This is a genomic window from Nitratireductor pacificus pht-3B (genome assembly GCF_000300335.1).
GTDB lineage: Bacteria > Pseudomonadota > Alphaproteobacteria > Rhizobiales > Rhizobiaceae > Nitratireductor > Nitratireductor pacificus.
The window spans coordinates 1-20,974 of sequence record NZ_AMRM01000009.1 but is presented as its reverse complement, the minus strand read 5'-3'; the positions used below and the strand labels follow the sequence as shown (position 1 = coordinate 20,974).

Below are 20,974 nucleotides of genomic sequence, written 5' to 3'. Positions count from 1 at the left end.
AAGCCGCCGTCGTCCCTGTCCCGTTGCCGGAGATTACGCCTCGGCAAGATCCGGGATGCGCAGCACCTGGCCGGGATAGATCTTGTCCGGATGGGACAGCATCGGCTTGTTGGCCTCGAAGATGACCGTGTGCTTGGCGCCCTTGCCCTTGCCGTAATGGGCTTCGGCGATCTTCCAGAGATTGTCGCCCTTCTTGACCGTGTAGAACACTGGTTCCTTGGCGGCGTTCGCGGCGACCTTCAGTTCGCCCGCCTCGACCTTGGAGACGCCCAGCGTGTTGCCGACGGCGATCACGGCTTTCTCGAACGCCGACTGGTCGGCGACTTCGCCCTTCAGCACCACCTTGTCGCCCTCGACGACGACGTCGACCTTGTCCGTGCCGAGCTTATGGGAATCGAGTTCCTTCTTCAGCTCGGTCGCCTCCGGCGCCTCTTCGTCCACAACGCCCAGCTTTTTGCCCACCGATTTGACGAAATCGAAAATACCCATGGAAAGTCTCCGGTTTAGAAATATGCGTCATTTGACGGGTAACACGCCAAGATTTCAACTCCAAAACAGGTCCGCGCGGAAGTTTACGGTGCGAACGGTCATCCGGCCGCCGGCCTGGTCTATTCGGAAGACACCTTGCCGCGCATCTTCTTCACCGTGGCGCGGCCTGCCTTGGCCTTCAGGCGCCGCTCGACGGCGGAGCGCGACGGGCGGGTCTTCTTGCGCGGCTTGGGCGGTGGCTCGGCGGCGCGCGCGATCAGCTCGGCCAGCCGGTCGCGGGCGTCGGAGCGGTTCTGCTCCTGGGTGCGGAAGCGGCTCGCCTCGATGACGATATGGCCTTCCTTCGTGGCCCGGCTGCCCGCCAGCTTCAGCGCCTGCACACGCACGCGTTCGGGCAGGCCCCGCGCATTGGCCGCGTCGAAGCGGAGCTGCACGGCGGTCGCCACCTTGTTGACGTTCTGCCCGCCGGGCCCCGAGGAGCGGATGAACTGCTCCTGCAGCTCGTCCTCGTGGACGACGACGCCATTCCCGATGATCAGATCGCCCTCGGCCATCACACGCTTCCAGCCCTATAGCATTTTGCAGTCAGGTGGAATCACCTGACGTCCGCATAAATGCAGAAAAAACAAATAGATAGAGCGTCCTTGTGCGTCCAAATGGACGCACGGCGCTCTAGTGTTTCCCGACCGGGCAACGAAAAGCCCGGCGTTTCCGCCGGGCCCGAAGATGCGCATGGATGCGCTTATGTGCAAGTTCCGTCTATTCGGCGGCTTCCGCGCGGCCCGGCGCGGCGGCCAGGACGCTGGCGTCCACATGGGTCTCGAACTTGGCGAAACTGTCGATGAACATCTCCACCAGCCGGCGCGCCTGCGCGTCATAGGCGGCCTTGTCAGCCCAGGTCGAGCGCGGATCGAGCAGGCCGGCGTCGATGCCGGGCACGTCCACCGGGACCGAGAAGCCGAAATTGGGGTCGGTGCGGAATTCGGCGCTGTTGAGCGCGCCGCTCAGTGCGGCGTTCAAGAGGCCGCGCGTCACCCGGATCGGCATGCGGCTGCCGGTGCCGTAGGCGCCGCCGGTCCAGCCGGTGTTGACCAGCCAGCAATCGACGCCGTGCCGGGCGATCAGGTCGCGCAGCAGATTGCCGTATTCGGACGGATGGCGCGGCATGAAGGGAGCGCCGAAGCAGGTCGAGAAGGTCGCTTCCGGTTCGGTCACGCCCTTCTCCGTGCCCGCCACCTTGGCCGTGTAGCCTGAGAGAAAGTGGTACATGGCCTGCGCCGGCGTCAGCTTGGCGATGGGCGGCAGCACGCCGAAGGCGTCCGCCGTCAGCATGATGATGTTCTTCGGCTGGCCGCTCCGCCCCGTGTCGCTGGCATTCGGGATGAAATGCAGCGGATAGGCGCAGCGCGTGTTCTCCGTCAGCCTGTTGTCGGAGAAGTCGGGCATGCCGTGCGCGTCGAGCACCACATTCTCCATGATCGTGCCGAAGCGGCGCGTCGTGGCGAAGATTTCCGGCTCCGCCTCCTGCGACAGGTTGATCGTCTTGGCGTAGCAGCCGCCCTCGAAGTTGAACAGGCCGGTTTCGCCCCAGCCATGCTCGTCGTCGCCGAGCAGCGTGCGCGACGGATCCGCCGAGAGCGTCGTCTTGCCGGTGCCGGACAGGCCGAAGAAGACGGCGGCGTTGCCGTCGGGACCGACATTGGCCGAGCAGTGCATCGGCATCACGCCGCGCGCCGGCAGCAGATAATTGAGGGCGGTAAAGACGGATTTCTTCATCTCGCCCGCATAGGACGTCCCGCCGATCAGCACGATCATGCGCGTCAGGTCGACGGCGATCACCGTGTCCGTGCGGCAGCCGTGCCGTGCCGGGTCGGCGCGGAAGGACGGCAGGTCGATGATGGTCATGCGCGGCATGAAGGAGGCGAGCGCCTCGACTTCGGGCCGCAGGAGCAGATTGCGAATGAACAGGGAATGCCAGGCATATTCGGTGACGACGCGCACCGGCAGGCTGTTCTCCGGGTCCGCCCCGCCCGCCAGGTCCTGGACAAACAGGTCGCGGTCGGCCGCATGGGCGAGGAAATCGGCGTGCAGCGCCGCGAAATGCTCGGGCGCCATTGGCTTGTTGTTGTCCCACCAGACGGCGCCCTCGGTCGCCGCGTCGCGGACGACGAACTTGTCCTTCGCCGAACGCCCGGTGTGCTGGCCGGTCTCGGCGACCAGCGCGCCATGCGCCGACAGCCGCGCCTCGCCGCGCCGGATCGCTTCCTCGTAGAGCGCGGCGGCCTGAAGATTGTAACGGACGACGCCCGTCGTTTTCAGACCGCAGGCTTCGATACCGCAATCCGGGTTGCGCATGCCGGTTTCGTTCATACTGTTCACCAGAATCCCTAGAGATGCCCGTCTGCGCGGGCGGTCAAAGGTGAAAACACAAATAACCGAGGGATTTCAAACCATTAATCGATTTAAAGATTTTAAAATCGTCTAAATCGTTTAAATCCACTGAATGCCTGTGGGCAACTTTTAGGTGTATCGGCCAGCGCCTGTGCGCCGTCGGCTGCGGTGGTGTGACACAGCCCGTGTTCTGTGCCACATTTTGTACCCAATTTGTCCTGCATCTGCGCACCCATCGATGCAGAGAGGGACGAAACGCCCATGAGGGAGCCGCTTGAGATGGCAACGATCGCGCTTGTCGACGACGACCGCAACATTCTGACATCCGTGTCCATTGCGCTGGAGGCGGAGGGATACCGCGTCGAGACTTATACGGACGGGGTTTCGGCTCTGGAAGGTCTTGGCGCGCGGCCGCCCAATCTGGCCATTCTCGACATCAAGATGCCGCGCATGGACGGCATGGAGCTGCTGCGCCGCCTGCGCCAGAAGAGCGACGTGCCGGTGATCTTCCTGACCTCGAAGGATGACGAGATCGACGAGCTGTTCGGCCTGAAGATGGGCGCCGACGATTTCGTCCGCAAACCCTTCTCGCAGCGCCTGCTGGTCGAGCGGGTGCGCGCTGTCCTGCGCCGCGCCAGCACGCGGGAACTGGCCGCCAAGGCGCCGGGCAAGCAGTCGCGATCGCTTGAGCGCGGCCAGCTCGTCATGGACCAGGAGCGCCACACCTGCACCTGGAAGGGCGAGCCGGTGACGCTGACCGTGACCGAGTTCCTGATCCTGCATTCGCTGGCGCAGCGGCCCGGCGTGGTCAAGAGCCGCGACGCGCTGATGGATTCGGCCTATGACGAACAGGTCTATGTGGACGACCGCACCATCGACAGCCACATCAAGCGGCTGCGCAAGAAGTTCAAGTCGGTTGACGTCGAGTTCGACATGATCGAAACGCTCTACGGCGTGGGTTACCGCTTCCGCGAGATCTGAGTTCCTGCCGGCGGGGCGGAAGCGGTTGCCGGCGGCCTGACAGTCCGGGCAAGACGGTGGCGATGAAGGCAGACACGGAAAAGACGGAAGCGCGGCCGCTGAAGGCCACACGCCCGGGCGGAAAGGCTCCGTTCGGCCGGCTTGCCGTGCCGCTGCGGCGTCTGCTCGGCCACTACGTCTTTTCCAGCCTGACGCGCCGCATCCTGTTCCTGAACCTGGCGGCGCTCGGCGTGCTGGTGGTCGGCGTTCTCTATCTGAACGAATTCCGTGAGGAGCTGATCAACGCCCGCGTCGAAAGCCTGATGACCCAGGGCGAGATCATCGCCGGCGCCATCGCCAGTTCCGCCGAGGTCGAGACCGATTCGATCCTCGTCGATCCGGACAAGCTCCTGGAGCTGCAGGCCGGCGAGAGCCTGCCGCCGCGCGCCGACCAGCTCGAGAGCCTCGAATTCCCGATCAACCCCGAGCGTGTCGCGCCGCTGCTCCGGCGGCTCATCCCGCAGACCCGCACCCGCGCGCGCATCTACGATCCCGATGCCAATCTGCTGCTCGATTCCCAGTATCTCGGCCAGGTCCTGCGCTATCAGCTGCCGGCCATCGAGGAGGAGGAGCCGAACCTCTTCGAGCGCATCTGGCAGAGGGCGCGCGGGCTTTTCCGCCGCACGGACCTGCCGATCTACCGCGAACAGCCCGGCGGCAACGGGATCGCCTATCCCGAGGTGATGACCGCCCTGACCGGCACCACCACCAAGGTCGTCCGCCTCAGCGAGCAGGGCGAGCAGATCGTCTCGGTCGCCGTGCCGATCCAGCGTTTCCGCGCGGTGCTCGGCGTGCTGCTCCTGTCGACCCAGGGCGGCGACATCGACAAGATCGTCGCCGCCGAGCGCAAGGCGATCCTGCGCGTCTTCGTCGTCGCGGCCCTGGTCACCGCGATCCTCTCCCTTCTGCTCGCATCGACCATCGCCAATCCGCTGCGCCGGCTTTCCGCGGCTGCCGTCCGGGTGCGCCGCGGCGCGCGCTCGCGCGAGGAGATCCCCGATTTCTCGCACCGCCAGGACGAGATCGGCAATCTGTCCGCGGCGCTGCGCGACATGACCAAGGCGCTCTATGCGCGCATCGACGCCATCGAGAGCTTTGCCGCCGACGTGGCCCATGAGCTGAAGAACCCGCTGACCTCGCTCGGCAGCGCCGTCGAGACCCTGCCGCTTGCCAAGGACCAGCGCTCGCGCGACCGCCTGCTGGAGATCATCCAGCACGATGTGCGCCGTCTGGACCGGCTGATCAGCGACATCTCGGATGCCTCGCGCCTCGACGCCGAACTGTCGCGGGAGGACGCGGAGCGGATCGACCTGGAGAAGTTCGTCGGCGAGCTGATTCGCGCGACGGTGGAGGCCGGCTCGGCGAAGAAGCCGGCGAAGATCACCTTCGAGGCGCGGGCGCCGCAGGGCGCCGGCGGCAGGGGCTTCTTCATCCAGGGACACGACCTGCGGCTCGGCCAGGTCATCACCAATCTGATCGAGAACGCCCGCTCCTTCGTGCCCGAGGGAACGGGCCGCATCGCCGTCGTGCTTTCGCGCGCCGGCCGGCGGATCCTCATCACCGTGGAGGACAACGGCCCTGGCATCCGCGTCGAGAACATCGACCGCATCTTCGAGCGCTTCTATACCGACCGGCCGGCGGGCGAGGCCTTCGGCCAGAACTCCGGCCTCGGCCTGTCGATCAGCCGCCAGATCGTCGAAGCGCATGGCGGAACGCTGACCGCGGAGAACATCGTCGGCGCCAAGCCGGGCGATATCAGGGGCGCGCGCTTCACCGTGACCCTGCCGGCGGAGGGCTGACGGCGGATGCGCAATCGCCACGCGACGGCGCTTGTCCTTGCCGACAGCGGCATCGTCATCGAGGGCGCGTCGGGCGCCGGCAAGACGATGCTGGCTCTGGAGCTGATCGCCGCCTTCTCGGCCGCCGGCCTGTTCGCGCGCCTCGTGTCCGACGACCAGGTTTTCCTCGCCGCCCATAACGGCAGGCTGGTTGCCCGTGCGCCGGGGACCATCGGCGGGCTGGCCGAGGCACGCGGTTTCGGACCCGCCTCCATCGAACACGTTCCCGCGGCGGTGATCGACCTGGTGATTCGGCTGGTCGATCCCGGTCACGCGCCACGCGTTCACGATCAGCGGACGATCGCCTGCGAAGGGGTCGTCCTGCCGTGCCTGGACCTGCCGGCGCGGTCGGCGCGCGGTGCGGTGCAGGCCGTCGCCGCCTGTCTCGGTTTGCCCCCGTTCGACGGCAAACACGTCACCCGCTGAACACAATTTAGGCGAATCGCCGCAGTTTTGGGCTTGTCAACGGCTTGTGCGTTGACAAGATAGCGCTCTTGTCGTGAGGCAGTCGTGGGCGGCATCCGTGTGTTGTGTGAACCGGATCGCTGTCCCGGGCGCGGCCGTCACGGAACCCGCAAGGGGGCTGATGACGGGAACCGCGCTTGAACAACGGGTAACCGGATACGCGGTCCTGCCGCGGATGCCATTCGGATGGAGTGACAGTGTGACAGCCTCGAGCACAGTTTCGCATAGCAGCGACGTCGGCCGGATGACGCGCCGATGATCGGGCTTGTCATGGTCACGCACGGCCAGCTGGCCGAGGAATTCCGCCACGCCGTTGAACATGTGGTGGGCCATCAGGAAAACATGGAGACCGTCTCCATCGGCGCAGAGGACGACATGGAGCAGCGCCGCCGCGACATCGTCGATGCGGTCGCGCGCGCCGATACGGGCGCCGGCGTCATCATCCTGACCGACATGTTCGGCGGCACGCCCTCCAACCTCGCCATCTCGGTGATGGACGCCGGCCGCGTCGAGGTGATCGCCGGCATGAACCTGCCGATGCTGATCAAGCTCTCCTCCGCCCGCGTCACCGACGACATGGCGCAGGCCCTCGAGGAGGCGCAGGCCGCCGGCCGCAAGTACATCAACGTCGCCAGCCAGGTGCTGTCCGGCAAATGAGCGGCGTTTCCACCGAGAAGCAGAACGCAAAGCCGAACGCCGCCAGGGTGGTCAGCCGGAGCTTCACCATCGTCAACCAGCGCGGCCTGCATGCCCGTGCCTCGGCAAAGTTCGTGCAGACCGTCGATGCGCACGATGCGGACGTCGCGGTCGAGAAGGACGGCATCACCGTCGGAGGCACCTCCATCATGGGCCTGATGATGCTGGCCGCCAGCCCCGGCTGCAGCATTCTTGTCCGGGCCGAGGGGCCGCAGGCCGAGGCAGTGCTCGATGCGCTGGGCGCGCTGATCGCCGCGCGCTTCGGCGAAGAGGTCTGAGCGCGCGCCAGGGCAGCGGATCGAAAAGGGGAAGCCGGTTTTCGGTCACTCCGATGCTCCATCAGCGATTTGGGTCGTCCTCTATGCGTCCGGAAGGACGCGAGGCGCCGTAGAGACATGCACGAATAAAGATTTCTTTATATGGATTGTCGCATGGGTTGCGATCTGGTAGGCAGGGCGCAGCATTCGGGCCCGTGCGTTCGCCGGAAGCCCGCCATTATCATGAAATCGGAGTTTACGCTGATGAGCGCTGACAAGGACTATGTGGTCGCCGACATCGCATTGGCCGACTGGGGCCGCAAGGAGATCGAGATCGCCGAAACCGAGATGCCGGGCCTGATGGCCTGCCGCGAGGAGTTCGGTGCCGACAAGCCGTTGAAGGGTGCGCGCATCTCCGGCTCCCTGCACATGACGATCCAGACCGCCGTCCTGATCGAGACCCTGAAGGCGCTCGGCGCCGAGGTGCGCTGGGCCTCCTGCAACATCTTCTCGACCCAGGACCACGCTGCCGCCGCGATCGCCGCCGGCGGGACGCCGGTCTTCGCCATCAAGGGCGAAACGCTTGAGGAGTACTGGGCCTACACGGACCAGATCTTCCAGTGGGCCGACGGCCAGCCGTCCAACATGATCCTCGACGATGGCAGCGACGCCACGATGTACATCATCATCGGCGCGCGCGCCGAAGCCGGCGAGGACGTCCTCTCGAAACCGGGCAGCGAGGAAGAGGAGATCCTCTTCGCGCAGATCAAGAAGCGCATGGCTGCGACGCCGGGCTTCTTCACCCGCCAGAAGGAAGCCATCAAGGGCGTCACCGAGGAGACGACCACGGGCGTCAACCGCCTCTACCAGCTCCAGAAGAAGGGCCTGCTGCCCTTCCCCGCGATCAACGTCAACGATTCCGTCACCAAGTCGAAGTTCGACAACAAGTACGGCTGCAAGGAATCGCTGGTCGACGGCATCCGCCGGGCGACCGACGTGATGATGGCCGGCAAGGTTGCTGTCGTCTGCGGCTACGGCGATGTCGGCAAGGGCTCGGCCCAGTCGCTGGCCGGCGCCGGCGCCCGGGTGAAGGTCACCGAGGTCGATCCGATCTGCGCCCTTCAGGCGGCGATGGACGGCTTCGAGGTCGTCACGCTCGACGAGGCGGCACCCACCGCCGACATCGTCATCACGACGACCGGCAACAAGGACGTCATCACCCTCGATCACATGCGCAAGATGAAGGACATGGTGATCGTCGGCAACATCGGCCATTTCGACAACGAGATCCAGGTTGCGGCGCTGCGCAACCTGAAATGGACCAACGTCAAGCCGCAGGTGGACATGATCACCTTCCCGGACAGCAAGCGCATGCTTCTCCTGTCCGAAGGCCGCCTCCTCAACCTCGGCAACGCCACCGGTCATCCGAGCTTCGTCATGTCGGCCTCCTTCACCAACCAGGTGCTGGCGCAGATCGAGCTGTTCGTGCGCGGTGTGAAGTACCAGAACGAGGTCTATGTGCTGCCGAAGCATCTGGACGAGAAGGTCGCCCGCCTGCACCTCGACAAGCTGGGCGCCAGGCTGACCGCGCTTTCGCAGGAGCAGGCCGACTATATCGGCGTCACGCCGCAGGGCCCCTTCAAGCCAGAACACTACAGATACTGATCCAGCTTAACCAAGCCACAATATATTGATGCCGGGCCATTGACTTTTGGCCCGGCATTATTTTTGTCGGCGCCCCTTCTTCACGGCGATTCGCCCACACTGTACAGTGAAGTGATTCGCGAGGCGGCTGACCTTCCGGGCCGTTTGCCTGGTGAAATGAAGGGGCGGTCTTGCCAGATCATGCGGCGGAGAAGGAACGAGACATGCCGGGGCTGGACCCGCTGAACGGCGGATCTACTGGCCCTTTGGGCCGACAGCGAAAAGCAGGCGTCCTTCGGGGGAAGACGTGGCTCTGGGCGCTGGCGACGACCGCGGCAACTCCGTTTCCCGCGGCGGCGCAGGCCGTCGCGCAGCTTGCTCCGAACCTGTCCGTCGGGACACTCGAGGTCATCCAGCTTTCCATCTTTGCCGGCATCATGGGCGCCGCCTTCGTCTCGGCTATCTGGCTGATCCGCCAGCGCGCCCGCATCGCGGCGGAGAACGGGGAGCTTCGCACGCGCGTCGCCGAATTGAGCGGGGCGCTCGGCCGCTCCGAAGCCCTACTCAATCTGAAGGACCAGCGTACCGTTGTCTGGAGTGCCGCGGCCGACCGCCCGGCCATTGTCGGCGATCTGCCAGTGGGCAGCGGCGCGCCGGAAGAGCGCTCGGCCTTCCTGGCGTTCGGGCGATGGCTGATGCCGCGCTCGGCGTCGGCGATCGACCGCGCCGTGGAAGCCCTGCGCGAGACTGGCGAGAACTTCGACCTCGCCGTCGAGACCCGCACGGGAACGGTGCTCGAGGCGCAGGGCCGCAAGTCGGCCCAGCACACCGCGCTGCGCTTCGTCTCGCTGTCGGCCAGCCAGCAGGAACTGGGGCGGCTGAAGCTCGATCAGCAGGCACTGCTTGCCGACCGTGAGAACATTTTCGGCCTGATCGATGCGCTCGACATGCCGTTCTGGCTGCGCGACAAGGCCGGACAGCTCTCCTGGGTCAACAAGGCGTTTGCCGGCGCGGTGGATGCCGCGGACAGCGCGGCGGTGACGGCGGAGCGGCGCGAGTTCCTGCCCACCGCGGCGCGCGAGGAGATCACGAACCGGCATCGCGAGGCCAGCGACGTCTACAAGCAGTCCCTGTCGGCGGTGGTGCGCGGCGAGCGCCGCGTCTTCGCTGTCACCGACTATGCAGGCACCAGCGGCTCTGCCGGCATCGCGGCGGACATCAGCGAGATCGAGGCGATCCGCCGCGAGCACGAGAGCACGCTGCAGAGCCATGCGGAGACGCTCGACCAGCTCACCACGGCGGTGGCGATCTTCGACGAGGGCCAGAAGCTGCGCTTCTTCAACCAGTCGTTCCAGAAGCTGTGGGATCTCGACACGCCCTTCCTGGAAAGCGCGCCGGAAAACGCGCTCCTTCTCGACCGGCTGCGCAGCGACGGCACGCTGGCCGAGCAGCCCGAATGGCGGCGCTGGAAGGAAGCGCTCCTGTCGGCCTATCGCGGCGTCAAGCCGCAGGAACACTGGTGGCACCTGCCCGATGGCCGGACGATCCGCGTCATCGCCAATCCGCAGCCCCGGGGCGGCGTCACCTGGGTGTTCGAGAACCTGACCGAGAAGCTCGACCTGGAAAGCCGCTACAACGCGGCCATGCGCGTCCAGGGCGAGACGCTGGACAATCTGGCCGAGGGCGTCGCCGTGTTCGGCGCCGATGGCCGCCTGCGCCTGTCCAATCCGGCCTTCCAGACCCTGTGGAACCTGCCCGAAATGCTGATCGCGCCGGGCGCGCACATCGCCGACATCCGGGCCGTTTGCGACCCGCTGGCGAAATCCAGTCCCTGGGCCGCCTTCGTCGCCTCCGTCACCGGCTTCGACGACGAGCGCCGCAACCAGCACGGTCAGGTCGAGCTGGCCAACGGCACCGTGCTCAGCCATGCGACGATCCACCTGCCGAACGGCCAGGTGATGATGACCTTTGTCGACGTGACCGACAGCGTCAATGTCGAGCGGGCGCTGAAGGAAAAGAACGACGCCCTGCAGAAGGCCGACAAGCTGAAGAACGATTTCGTCCAGCATGTCTCCTACGAGCTGCGCTCGCCGCTGACCAACATCATCGGCTTCACCGAACTTCTGACCCAGCCCGACACCGGGCCGCTGACGCAGCGCCAGCGCGACTATCTCGACCATATCGGCTCGTCCTCCTCGGTGCTCCTGACCGTCGTCAACGACATCCTCGACCTGGCGACGGTCGATGCCGGCATCATGGAGCTGGAGATCGGAGAGGTCCGCGTCGGCGACATGGTCAGCACCGCCGCCGGCCTGATCGCCGAGCGCCTGCGCGAGCACGACATCCATCTCGAGATCGACATGGACGATGCGGCGCTGACCTTCCACGCAGACGAGAACCGCGTGCGCCAGGTCCTGTTCAACCTGCTGTCCAACGCCGCAAACTACGCGCCCGAGAACAGCACCATCGTGATGACCGTCCGTTGGCGCGACAACGCGGTGGAGTTCCGCGTCCATGACGATGGCCCCGGCATGGCGCCGGACGTGCTCGAGACGATCTTCAGGCGCTTCGAGCCGCGCGTGAACGGCGGCCGCAAGCGCGGCGCCGGTCTCGGCCTTTCCATCGTCAAGAGCTTCGTCGAGCTGCATGGCGGCTCGGTGGATATCGAAACGGGCGAAGGGCGCGGCACCACGGTGACCTGCCGCTTCCCCTCCGCGCCGACCCAGGCGCGCGCCGCCGCCGAGTAGCCGCGCCGCATGACCGCCCGCGTCCTGGAGCGTTTCCTGCCCGATGAAGAGGCCAGCGCGCTTTTCGGCGAGGACATCGCCATCGCGCTCAGGCCCGGCGACGTGCTGGCGCTGAAGGGCGATCTCGGCGCCGGCAAGACGACGCTGGCCCGCGCCGTCATCCGCGCCCTTGCCGGCGATCCGGCGCTCGACGTGCCGAGCCCCACCTTCACGCTGGTGCAGAGCTACGACGCGCGCATTCCCGTTCATCATTTCGACCTCTACCGGCTTGCCGCCGCCGACGAGCTGGAGGAGCTGGGCCTGGCCGAGGCGGCGCAGGACGGAGTGGCGCTGGTCGAATGGCCGGAGCGCGCGGGCGATGCGCTGGCCGGGGCCATCCGCCTCGACCTGCACGACAGCGGCGAAGGCCGCCTCGCCGTCATGACCGGCCCGGACGAGGCGATGCACCGGATCGAGCGCAGCTTCCTCATCCGCGACTTCCTTAACCGCTCCGGAGAACAGCGGGCACATCGCGCGTTCCTGCTTGGCGATGCTTCGCTGCGCGCCTACGAAGCGATCACCACGGCGGGCGACGAGCGGCGCATCCTGATGAACGCGCCGGAGCGCCGCGACGAGCCGCTGCTCGACAGCGGCCGCCCCTACAGCCACGTCGCGCATCTGGCGCAGTCCGTCTCCGCTTCGGTGGCGATGGCGAGGGCCATGCGCGCGCGCGGCTTTTCGGCCTACGACATCTATGCGCAGGACCTGCCCGCCGGTCTGCTGCTGGTCGAGGATCTGGGCGACACCGCCTTCCTGTCGCCGGAGGGCGAGCCGATCGCCGACCGCTACCTGGCCGCGGCGCGCCTGCTGGCGGCCATCCATGGCGCCGACTGGCCGGCCGAGCTGCCGGTCGCCGGGGGTGTCCGCCACGTTCTGCCGCCCTATGACCGCGAGGCGCTCGGCATCGAGGTGAGCCTCCTGACCGACTGGTACATGCCGTTCATGGCCGGCCGCCCCGCCGACCGGGAGGAGCGCGCCGGCTACATGGCCTGCTGGGAGCGTCTGTTCGAGCGGCTGGAAAGCGCCGAGAAGAACCTCGTCCTGCGCGACTTCCATTCGCCGAACATCATCTGGCGCGCCGAGCGCGACGGGTTCGACCGGCTCGGGCTGATCGACCTGCAGGACGCACTTCTGGGACCGGCCGCCTACGATGTCGCGTCGCTGGCGCTCGATGCCCGCGTGACCATGCCCGAGGCGCTGGAGCGGCAGGTCGTCGAGGCCTATTGCGCCGCCCGCGCCGAACAGGGGCCGTTCGACCGCGCCGGTTTCGACGAGGCCTATGCGATCTGCGCGGCGCAGCGCAACTCGAAGCTGCTCGGCATCTTCGTCCGCCTCGAGCAGCGCGATCACAAGCCGTTCTACATCCGCCATCTGCCGCGCATCCGCGCCTACCTGAACCGCGCCATGCGCCACCCGGTCCTGGCGGAGCTCAAGGCGTTCTACCGCGCGGCCGGGTTCCTGACGGGAGACGAGGTGTGAGCGCGAGAATGCCCGACAAGGCGATGGTTCTGGCGGCGGGGCTCGGCAAGCGCATGCGGCCGATCACCGAGACGCTGCCCAAGCCGCTGGTGAAGGTGGCCGGCCGGACGCTGATCGACTGGGCGCTCGATACGCTGGCGCGCGCCGGCGTCGGCACGGCGGTGGTCAATGTCCACCATCTGGCCGATCAGATGGAAACGCATCTTGCCGGCCGCACGGCGCCAGGCATCGTCATTTCCGACGAGCGCGCGCAATTGCTGGATTCGGCCGGGGGGGTGATCAGGGCGCTGCCGCATCTGGGCGCCGCCCCCTTCTTCATCCTCAATGCCGACACCTTCTGGCTCGACGGCCCGCAACCCAATCTGGAGAAACTGGCCCTTGCCTGGGACGACGCGGCCATGGATATTCTCCTCATGGTTGCGGATTTCGATCAGGCGACGGGCCACACGGGTTCGGTGGATTTCGTCATGGACGGTGCCGGGCGGCTGCGCCGCGCGCAAAAGGGCGAGACGGGCGTGATCTACGCCGGCGCGATCCTTCTCGCTCCCCGCATCTTCGCCGAAGCCGATGATGCGCCCCAGTCGCTCAACCGCTATTTCGACGCCGCCGCCGCCGGCGGACGCTTGTTCGGCATGAAGATGGACGGCGACTGGATCACCGTCGGCACGCCTGACGCCATCGCGCCGGCGGAAGCGGTCGTCGCGGCGCGCGCGCAGAAACGCGATGCCGGCTAAATCCCAGCCCCGAATCTTCTCCATACCGTCCGGCGTGCCCTTTCTGCCGGCCCTGGCCGAGGCGCTTCTCGACGGACGTCTGGTACCGGGGTTTCATCGTACCGGCGACCCGCTGGCGCTTGCCGACGCGACCATCTACCTGCCGACCCGCCGCGCCGCCCGCGCGCTGCGCGGCGTGTTCGTGGAGCAACTGGCCGGCCACGCCGCGATCCTGCCGTCGATCCGCCCCCTGGGCGAGTTCGACGAGGAAGCCGCGCTGTTCGACATGGACGGTGCGGCGGCGGTGGATCATGCGCCGCCCATCGCCGCGCTCGACCGCATCCTGCTGCTCGCGCCGCTGGTTCAGGCGTGGAAGGCGCGCCTGCCGGCCCATGTGGCGGCCCTGTTCGAGGAAGGCGTGGTCGTGCCGTCCTCCGCATCGGACTCCATCTGGCTGGCGCGCGATCTGGCCGGGCTGATGGACGAGATCGAGACCGAGGAAGCCGACTGGACGAAACTGGCCAGCCTGGCCCCCGATGCGCTGGCGCACTGGTGGCAGGTCACGCTGGAGTTCCTGCGGATCGTCACGGCGCACTGGCCGCAGCTCCTGCAGGAACTCGACCGTTCCAACCCGGCGGCGCACCGCAACGCGATGCTGGCCGCCGAGGCGGCGCGGCTGAAGGCGGGCGGCCTCGCCGGTCCGGTCATCGCTGCCGGCTCGACCGGTTCCATCCCCGCCACGGCGCGCCTTCTCGCCACCATTGCCGGCCTCGACAGGGGTGCCGTCGTTCTGCCGGGCCTGGACCGGCAGATCGATGCGCGGGCCTGGGAGGCCATCGGCGCGGCCGAGCACCCCTCGGCCTTCGGCCACCCGCAGACGGGCCTGAAGAAGCTGCTCGCGGCGATCGGCGTCACGCGCGACGACGTGGTCGAACTCGGCCGGCCCGAACCCATGCTCGCTGCGCGCCGCGCGCTGGTCGGCGAGGCGCTGCGGCCCGCCGAAACCACCGACGCCTGGATGGAGAACCGCGCCCTGGCCGCCGGCGCTGCCGAGCATGGCGCCCTCGCCGACGTCACGCTTGTCGAAACCGCCAATGAGCGGGAGGAAGCCCTGTCCATCGCCGTGGCGCTGCGGCTCGCCATCGCCGAGCCGGACGCGACGGCCGCGCTGGTGACGCCGGATCGCGGTCTCGCCCGGCGCGTCGCGGTGGAGCTTGCCCGTTTCGGCATCGAGGCAGACGATTCGGGCGGCACGCCGCTGGCCGACACGGCGTCGGCAACGCTGGCGCGCCTGCTGCTCGAAACCGTGTTCCGGCCGGGCGAGCCGGTCGGGCTGGTGGCGCTCCTGAAGCATCCCCTGCTCCGGCTCGGCATGCGCCGCGCCACGGTGCGCCGAGCGGCCGAAACCATCGAGCTGGTGGCGCTGCGCGGCGGCACCGGCCGGCCCGACATCCGCACCCTCTCGGCCCTGTTCGAGACCCGGTGGGAGGCGCTGGGGGAAACCCGGCGCAAGCCGTTCTGGTTTGCCCGCGTCAACGATGCGGCCTTGACGGAGGCTCGCGCGGTCCTGGCCGCGCTGGAGCATTCGATAAGCCGGCTAAGCGACATGCGCGGGACACGTTCCGCAAGCCTGCCGGAGATGGCTCGGCTGACTGTCGAATCGCTCGAGGCGCTGGGCCGCGCCGAGGATGGCAGCCTCGCTCCGCTGTATGACGGCGAGCGCGGCCAGGCGATGGCGGCTTTCCTGCGCGGCCTGGTTGGCTCGCAGACCGGCTTGCCCTTCGATGCGGCCGAGTGGCCCTCCGTGTTCGCGGCGCTGATCGCGACGGAAGTAGTCAAGCCGCCCATGGGCGCCGACCGGCGGGTCGCCATCTGGGGCGCGCTGGAGGCGCGGCTGCAGAGCGTCGATACGGTCGTGCTGGGCGGCATGAACGAGGGCACGTGGCCGAACATCCCCTCGTCCGACCGTTTCATGTCGCGGCTCATGAAGGCCGAGCTTTCACTGGAACCGCCGGAACGGCGCATCGGCCAGGCGGCGCATGATTTCATGATGGCCATGGGCGCGCCGAAGGTGGTGCTGACGCGCGCGGCCCGCGCCGGCGACGCGCCGGCCGTCGCCTCCCGTTGGCTCCAGCGTCTGATGGCCTTTGCCGGCGAGGATGAGGCCGGGGCGATGCGCGCGCGCGGCCGGGAGCTGATCGGCTGGGCGCGCCTGCTCGACGACAAGCCGGACGAGGATTTCGCCCCCCGGCCCGAGCCCGCGCCGCCCGTGGAGGCGCGACCGGTGCGCTTCTCCATCACCGAGGTGGAGACGCTGCGCCGCGACCCCTATGCGGTCTATGCGCGGCGCGTCCTGGAGCTGTCGGCGCTCGACCCGCTGATCCGCGATCCGGGCGCCGCCGAACGGGGCAATCTGTTCCACGACATCCTGCAGGATTTCATCCGTGAGGAGGGCGACCCGGCCGGGCCGGATGCGCTTGACCGGCTGATCGCCGCCGGCCGCCGCCGCTTTGAGGAGATCGCCCTGCCGGCTGATGTCGCAGCCGTGTGGTGGCCGCGTTTCGAGCGCACCGCCGCCTCGGTTGTCGACTGGGAGCGCAGCCGCGCCGAAGGCATCGCCGCGCGTCATGCGGAGATCGCGGCCGAGGCGACGGAGGTCGCGGGCCTCGGGCTGACCCTGTCGGGCCGGGCGGACCGCATCGACATCCGCGACGACGGCGGTGCCGAGGTGCTCGACTACAAGACCGGCGCGTCGCCCTCGCGGCGTCAGGCGCACACGCTGCTGTCGCCGCAACTGGCGCTCGAGGCGGCCCTTCTCCAGCGTGGCGCGTTCTCCGTCATCGGCCCGGCCGAACCCGCCGAACTCGCCTATGTCCGGCTCCGGGCCAATGGCGAGGTGCTGCAGGAATCGATCCTCAAGATGAAGGACAGCGACAAGACCGCTCCCGGCATGGCCGAGGAGGCCTGGGGCAGGCTGGCCAGCCTTCTGGCGCACTATCACCGCGCGGAAACCGGCTACAAGTCGCGCGTCCTCCCCTTCCGCGAGGGCGATGTGGATGGCGACTACGACCATCTGGCCCGCGTGCTCGAATGGTCGGCCGGCGGCGATGCGGGCGATGGCGGGGACGGCGAATGAAGAAGGCCTTCACCATCCCGCCGGACACGCTGAAGGCGCAGGCGCTGGCCGCCGATCCCGCCAACTCCGCCTGGGTGTCTGCCAATGCCGGCTCCGGCAAGACCCATGTGCTGGCGCAGCGCGTCATCCGCCTGCTGCTGCAGGGCGCGGACCCGTCAAAAATCCTCTGCCTGACCTACACCCGTGCCGCCGCCGCCAACATGGCGAACCGCGTGTTCCGCGACCTGGCGGGCTGGAGCCTGATGCCCGACGCCGACCTTTCGGCGATCATCGCGGATCTGGAAAGACGTGCGCCCGACGCCGCCATGCTGGCCCGCGCGCGCCGGCTGTTCGCCCGCGCGCTGGAGACGCCGGGCGGCCTGAAGATCCAGACCATCCACGCCTTCTGCGAGGCGATCCTGCACCAGTTTCCGCTGGAGGCGAACATTGCCGGCCATTTCGAGCTGCTGGATTCGCAGATGGAGGAGGCGCTGCTGGCCGAGGCGCGGCGCGACCTGCTGACGGCGGCGATGGGCGATGGCGATTCCCTGGCGGAAGCCTTCGCTGCGGTGCTGGAGCGCGGCGGCGAAAGCGGCCTGCAGGATCTCCTGTCCGAGATCGTCGCCCGCCGCGATGGCCTGCGCGCCTTCATCGACGAGATCGGCAACGACCCGGTGCCTTATGCAGCACTTTTCGAGGCGTTTGGCTTCGCGCCGGACGACGACGCCGAGGCGATCGCATCCTCCGTCTGGCCGCTTCCCGGTTTCGATGCCGGCGCCTTCTGCGCCTTCGTCGCCGAGGCCGAGGCCGTGGATGCGAAGACGGTGCTGAAGAGCATCGTGCCGGAAGCGACGCTCGCCTTCGAGGAACGCGACCCGCTGCGGCGGCTGGAGCATCTGCGAAAGGGTTTTCTCAAGGCCGATGGCGGCATCTATGGCGAAAGCACCTTCAAGGCGGCCCTGCGCAACGCCGTGCCGGGCATCGTCGAGCGCTATGCGGAGGCGGCTGGCCTCATCCGCGACACGGCGGACCGGCTGGCGCTGTTCCGCATGCTGGAGGCGACGCGCGCCGCGCTGACGATCGCCGACGGCATGATCGCCCGCTATGAGCGGCTGAAGCGCGCGCGCGGCTTTCTCGATTTCAACGACCTGATCATGCGCACCATCCGCCTGCTGGCGCGCGCCGATGCGGGTCCCTGGGTGCAGTACAAGCTGGACAAGGGCATCGACCATGTCCTCATCGACGAGGCGCAGGACACCAGCCCCGAGCAGTGGCAGATCGTGCGGCTTTTGGCGGAAGAGTTCTTTGCCGGCGAAAGTGCCCGCGAAGGTCTCATGCGCACCATCTTCGCCGTCGGCGACGAGAAGCAGTCGATTTACTCGTTCCAGGGCGCGGAACCTGCCGCCTTCGGCGAAAGCGGACGCGCCTTCGAGAAAAAGGTGCGCGCGGCCGAGCGTCCCTTCGAACGCCTGAAACTGCGCTATTCCTTCCGTTCCACCGAGGACGTTCTGCGCGCCGCCGATCTGGTGTTTTCCAGGGCGGACGTGGCGCAGGGGCTGACTCATGATCCCGAACCCATCGAGCATCTGGCGGTACGCGCAGCACAGCCCGGCTATGTGGAGGTCTGGTCGCCGATCGCGCCCGAGATCGTCGAGGAACCGGACGACTGGACCGAGGCGATCGACCACGCCTCGGCGCCCGCCGTGCGGCTGGCGGAAACCATCGCGGCGACGGTCGAGGGCTGGATCCGCGACGGCGAGATCATCGAAGGCACGGGCAAGCGCCTGACGGCGGGAGACGTGCTGGTTCTGGTGCGCAAGCGCGACCGCTTCGTCCACGCCCTGTCGCGCAGCCTGAAAAACCGCCATATCGACGTGGCCGGCGCCGACCGCCTGCGGCTGACGGCGCACATCGCCGTGCAGGACCTGATCGCGCTCGGCCGCTTCCTGATCCAGCCGCACGACGATCTGTCGCTGGCCGCCGTGCTGAAAAGCCCGCTCTTCGGCATGGACGAGGAACGCCTGTTCCGCCTCGCCTGGAAGCGCGGCGCCGCGACCCCCCTGTTCGACGCCATGCGCGCCCAGGCGCTCACAGACCCGGCGTTGGAGAAGATGGTCGAGACCCTGCAGGGCTGGCAGAACGAGGCGGCGTTCCGCCCGGCCTTCGAGTTCTATGCGGGGCTCTTGTCCGGCACGCGCCGGCGGGAAGGCGCGCGGCGGCTGTTCGTCGCCCGGCTCGGCCATGAGGCCAACGATATCCTCGACGAGTTCCTGTCCTTCGCGCTGGCGGGCGAGCGCGCCGGCCTGCACGGGCTGGAGGCGCTCCTGTCGGCGCTCGATGGGCAGGCACCCGAGATCAAGCGCGAGATGGACCAGACGCGCGACGAGCTGCGCATCATGACCGTTCACGCCGCCAAGGGGCTGGAGGCGCCGGTGGTGTTTCTGGTCGATCCCGGCAGCGCGCCCTTCTCGGCACAGCATTTGCCGAAGCTGATGCCGTTCTCGCCCGCCGGCAAGGGGTGGCAGGGCAAGGGGTTCCTCTGGCGCGCCGGCAAGGATGTCGCCAATGCTGCCGTCGCCGGCTTCGAGGGGGAGGCCCGCGAGAAGGCCGAGCAGGAATACCGCCGCCTGCTCTATGTCGGCATGACGCGCGCCGAGGACAGGCTGATCGTCTGCGGCTATCACGGCATGCGCGAGCCGCAGGCGCTGACCTGGCAGAACATCGTGCGCGATGCCCTGTCGGGCGCGGCGGAGGCCGAGGAACTGGCCGGTCCGGAAATCTGCGCCCCAGTCTATCGCTACAGGGTCAGCGACGCGCCGCCGCGCAAGCCGGTGGCGGAGACAGCCCCGGCGGCGGCCGAAACGCCGGTGCTGCCGCCTGCCCTGCTCGCGCCGCCGCCGGCGCAGGTGAACCTGCCGCGCCCCCTGTCGCCCTCGCGCGCCGGCGCGCTGATCGAGGCGGAGCACGAACCGGTCGCCTCGCCCCGCTCGCCGGTGCTCGATGGCGCCGACGCACCGGCTTTCGCCATCCGGCGCGGCCTGGCCGTCCACCGCCTGCTGCAGATGCTGCCCGATTGCCCGGCGGAGACGCGCGGAGAGGCCGCCCGGCGCTATCTGGCGCGCGCCGGCGCGGACTGGAGCGCGGCGGAGCGCGAGGCCGCGTGGCGGTCCGTCGAAGCCATTCTCGACGATCCGCGGTTCCAGCCCCTTTTCGCCGAGGGCTCGCGGGCGGAAGTCGCGGTCACCGGCGAGCTGGACCTCGCCGGGGCGCGCCGGTCGGTGTCAGGCAAGATCGACCGGCTGGCGGTGACCGGCGACACGGTGCTGATCGTCGATTACAAGACCAACCGCCCCGCGCCCGAAACGCTCGACCGCGCGCCGCCGGCCTATGTGGCCCAGCTCGCGCTCTATGCCGAGCTTTTGAAACCGCTCTACCCCGGACACACCGTCCATGCGGCGCTTCTCTTCACCGAGGCGCCGCTGCTCCTGCCGGTGCCTGCGGCGCGGCTGGTCGAGGCGCTTGCCCGACTCGGCTCCGCGTGACACAAGGGAGCTTGACGCAGCTTCGCGCCGCCCCCACATGTGGTGTGACTTCTTTTGCCGACAAGGAGACTTCCGATGGCCACCGTGAAAACGGACAAGAGCAATTTCCAGTCCGATGTGCTGCAGGCAGCCGAGCCCGTGGTCGTCGATTTCTGGGCCGAATGGTGCGGCCCCTGCAAGATGATCGCCCCGGCGCTGGACGAGATCGCCACCGAGCTGAACGGCAAGGTCAAGATCGCCAAGCTGAACATCGATGAGAATCCCGAGATCGCGGCGCAGTACGGCGTCCGCTCGATCCCGACGCTGATGCTGTTCAAGGGCGGCGAAGTGGCCGACATCAAGGTCGGTGCCGCACCGAAGACCGCGCTTTCCGCCTGGATCAGCGGCAACGTCGCCTGATCCCGCACACTTTCACTGATACAAAAAACCCGGCATCGCGCCGGGTTTTTTTGTTGGCTGGGGTATGGCTTTCTGCAGTCGGGTGGAATGGCCTGACGCCCCATTGCAGTGACCACCTGCGTGGTTCGACAAGCTCACCA

15 protein-coding genes are annotated in these 20,974 nt (G+C 67.8%); 12 read left to right on the top strand and 3 right to left on the bottom strand.

Translation table 11 applies throughout. The features are described 5' to 3' along the window. Positions 1-33: 33 nt before the first annotated feature. The 3 genes from lysM to NA2_RS09495 all read right to left on the bottom strand — a co-directional run bounded on the left by lysM (position 34) and on the right by NA2_RS09495 (position 2,859). Positions 34-489, bottom strand: a complete 456-nt coding sequence (gene lysM / locus NA2_RS09505) for a peptidoglycan-binding protein LysM (protein ID WP_008596463.1) — start codon at positions 487-489, stop codon at positions 34-36. Between the two features lie 119 nt (positions 490-608). Further along, the gene (arfB, locus tag NA2_RS09500; RefSeq protein WP_008596462.1) at positions 609-1,043 is read right to left on the bottom strand and encodes an alternative ribosome rescue aminoacyl-tRNA hydrolase ArfB; all 435 of its coding nucleotides are present in this window, start codon (positions 1,041-1,043) and stop codon (positions 609-611) included. Positions 1,044-1,248: 205 nt separating this feature from the next. Further along, a complete protein-coding gene (locus NA2_RS09495; RefSeq protein ID WP_008596461.1) occupies positions 1,249-2,859 on the bottom strand; it encodes a phosphoenolpyruvate carboxykinase in 1,611 nt (536 codons plus the stop codon). A gap of 300 nt (positions 2,860-3,159) precedes the next feature. On the opposite strand from NA2_RS09495, the gene NA2_RS09490 reads away from it, so the two are divergent. From NA2_RS09490 to trxA, 12 genes are all read left to right on the top strand, one after another. Then, positions 3,160-3,861 (top strand): response regulator transcription factor, encoded by a 702-nt coding sequence (locus tag NA2_RS09490; RefSeq protein ID WP_008596459.1) that lies wholly within the window; start codon positions 3,160-3,162, stop codon positions 3,859-3,861. 62 nt (positions 3,862-3,923) lie between these two features. Then, positions 3,924-5,699, top strand: coding sequence for a sensor histidine kinase (locus tag NA2_RS09485; RefSeq protein WP_008596458.1), 1,776 nt, complete (start codon positions 3,924-3,926; stop codon positions 5,697-5,699). 6 nt (positions 5,700-5,705) lie between these two features. After that, on the top strand, positions 5,706-6,164 hold the full coding sequence (locus NA2_RS09480; RefSeq protein ID WP_008596457.1) for an HPr kinase/phosphorylase: 459 nt from the start codon (positions 5,706-5,708) through the stop codon (positions 6,162-6,164). Positions 6,165-6,458: 294 nt separating this feature from the next. Then, on the top strand, positions 6,459-6,860 hold the full coding sequence (locus NA2_RS09475) for a PTS sugar transporter subunit IIA (protein ID WP_008596456.1): 402 nt from the start codon (positions 6,459-6,461) through the stop codon (positions 6,858-6,860). After that, on the top strand, positions 6,857-7,177 hold the full coding sequence (locus NA2_RS09470; protein ID WP_008596455.1) for an HPr family phosphocarrier protein: 321 nt from the start codon (positions 6,857-6,859) through the stop codon (positions 7,175-7,177). The genes NA2_RS09475 and NA2_RS09470 overlap by 4 nt, the downstream gene beginning before the upstream one ends. 243 nt (positions 7,178-7,420) lie before the next feature. Next, the gene (ahcY, locus tag NA2_RS09465; protein WP_008596453.1) at positions 7,421-8,821 is read left to right on the top strand and encodes an adenosylhomocysteinase; all 1,401 of its coding nucleotides are present in this window, start codon (positions 7,421-7,423) and stop codon (positions 8,819-8,821) included. A gap of 203 nt (positions 8,822-9,024) precedes the next feature. After that, positions 9,025-11,547 carry a sensor histidine kinase gene (locus NA2_RS09460; protein ID WP_040677394.1) on the top strand — a complete coding sequence of 841 codons (2,523 nt, stop codon included), beginning with the start codon at positions 9,025-9,027 and terminating at the stop codon, positions 11,545-11,547. A 9-nt stretch (positions 11,548-11,556) separates the two neighbouring features. Next, the gene (locus tag NA2_RS09455; RefSeq protein ID WP_008596451.1) at positions 11,557-13,065 is read left to right on the top strand and encodes a bifunctional tRNA (adenosine(37)-N6)-threonylcarbamoyltransferase complex ATPase subunit type 1 TsaE/phosphotransferase; all 1,509 of its coding nucleotides are present in this window, start codon (positions 11,557-11,559) and stop codon (positions 13,063-13,065) included. A gap of 8 nt (positions 13,066-13,073) precedes the next feature. After that, positions 13,074-13,799 carry a nucleotidyltransferase family protein gene (locus tag NA2_RS09450; RefSeq protein WP_008596449.1) on the top strand — a complete coding sequence of 242 codons (726 nt, stop codon included), beginning with the start codon at positions 13,074-13,076 and terminating at the stop codon, positions 13,797-13,799. Then, positions 13,789-16,914 carry a double-strand break repair protein AddB gene (gene addB / locus NA2_RS09445; protein ID WP_040677391.1) on the top strand — a complete coding sequence of 1,042 codons (3,126 nt, stop codon included), beginning with the start codon at positions 13,789-13,791 and terminating at the stop codon, positions 16,912-16,914. The genes NA2_RS09450 and addB overlap by 11 nt, the downstream gene beginning before the upstream one ends. Next, complete coding sequence (gene addA / locus NA2_RS09440; protein ID WP_008596446.1) at positions 16,911-20,435, top strand: double-strand break repair helicase AddA; 3,525 nt, start codon at positions 16,911-16,913, stop codon at positions 20,433-20,435. The genes addB and addA overlap by 4 nt, the downstream gene beginning before the upstream one ends. A gap of 75 nt (positions 20,436-20,510) precedes the next feature. Then, on the top strand, positions 20,511-20,834 hold the full coding sequence (gene trxA / locus NA2_RS09435; protein WP_008596445.1) for a thioredoxin: 324 nt from the start codon (positions 20,511-20,513) through the stop codon (positions 20,832-20,834). The last annotated feature ends 140 nt before the right edge of the window (positions 20,835-20,974 follow it).

Coding starts and splice junctions, on each gene's coding strand:
- lysM (WP_008596463.1), bottom strand. CDS start 489: ATGGGTATTTTCGATTTCGTCAAATCGGTGGGCAAAAAGCTGGGCGTT.
- arfB (WP_008596462.1), bottom strand. CDS start 1,043: ATGGCCGAGGGCGATCTGATCATCGGGAATGGCGTCGTCGTCCACGAG.
- NA2_RS09495 (WP_008596461.1), bottom strand. CDS start 2,859: ATGAACGAAACCGGCATGCGCAACCCGGATTGCGGTATCGAAGCCTGC.
- NA2_RS09490 (WP_008596459.1), top strand. CDS start 3,160: ATGGCAACGATCGCGCTTGTCGACGACGACCGCAACATTCTGACATCC.
- NA2_RS09485 (WP_008596458.1), top strand. CDS start 3,924: ATGAAGGCAGACACGGAAAAGACGGAAGCGCGGCCGCTGAAGGCCACA.
- NA2_RS09480 (WP_008596457.1), top strand. CDS start 5,706: ATGCGCAATCGCCACGCGACGGCGCTTGTCCTTGCCGACAGCGGCATC.
- NA2_RS09475 (WP_008596456.1), top strand. CDS start 6,459: ATGATCGGGCTTGTCATGGTCACGCACGGCCAGCTGGCCGAGGAATTC.
- NA2_RS09470 (WP_008596455.1), top strand. CDS start 6,857: ATGAGCGGCGTTTCCACCGAGAAGCAGAACGCAAAGCCGAACGCCGCC.
- ahcY (WP_008596453.1), top strand. CDS start 7,421: ATGAGCGCTGACAAGGACTATGTGGTCGCCGACATCGCATTGGCCGAC.
- NA2_RS09460 (WP_040677394.1), top strand. CDS start 9,025: ATGCCGGGGCTGGACCCGCTGAACGGCGGATCTACTGGCCCTTTGGGC.
- NA2_RS09455 (WP_008596451.1), top strand. CDS start 11,557: ATGACCGCCCGCGTCCTGGAGCGTTTCCTGCCCGATGAAGAGGCCAGC.
- NA2_RS09450 (WP_008596449.1), top strand. CDS start 13,074: ATGCCCGACAAGGCGATGGTTCTGGCGGCGGGGCTCGGCAAGCGCATG.
- addB (WP_040677391.1), top strand. CDS start 13,789: ATGCCGGCTAAATCCCAGCCCCGAATCTTCTCCATACCGTCCGGCGTG.
- addA (WP_008596446.1), top strand. CDS start 16,911: ATGAAGAAGGCCTTCACCATCCCGCCGGACACGCTGAAGGCGCAGGCG.
- trxA (WP_008596445.1), top strand. CDS start 20,511: ATGGCCACCGTGAAAACGGACAAGAGCAATTTCCAGTCCGATGTGCTG.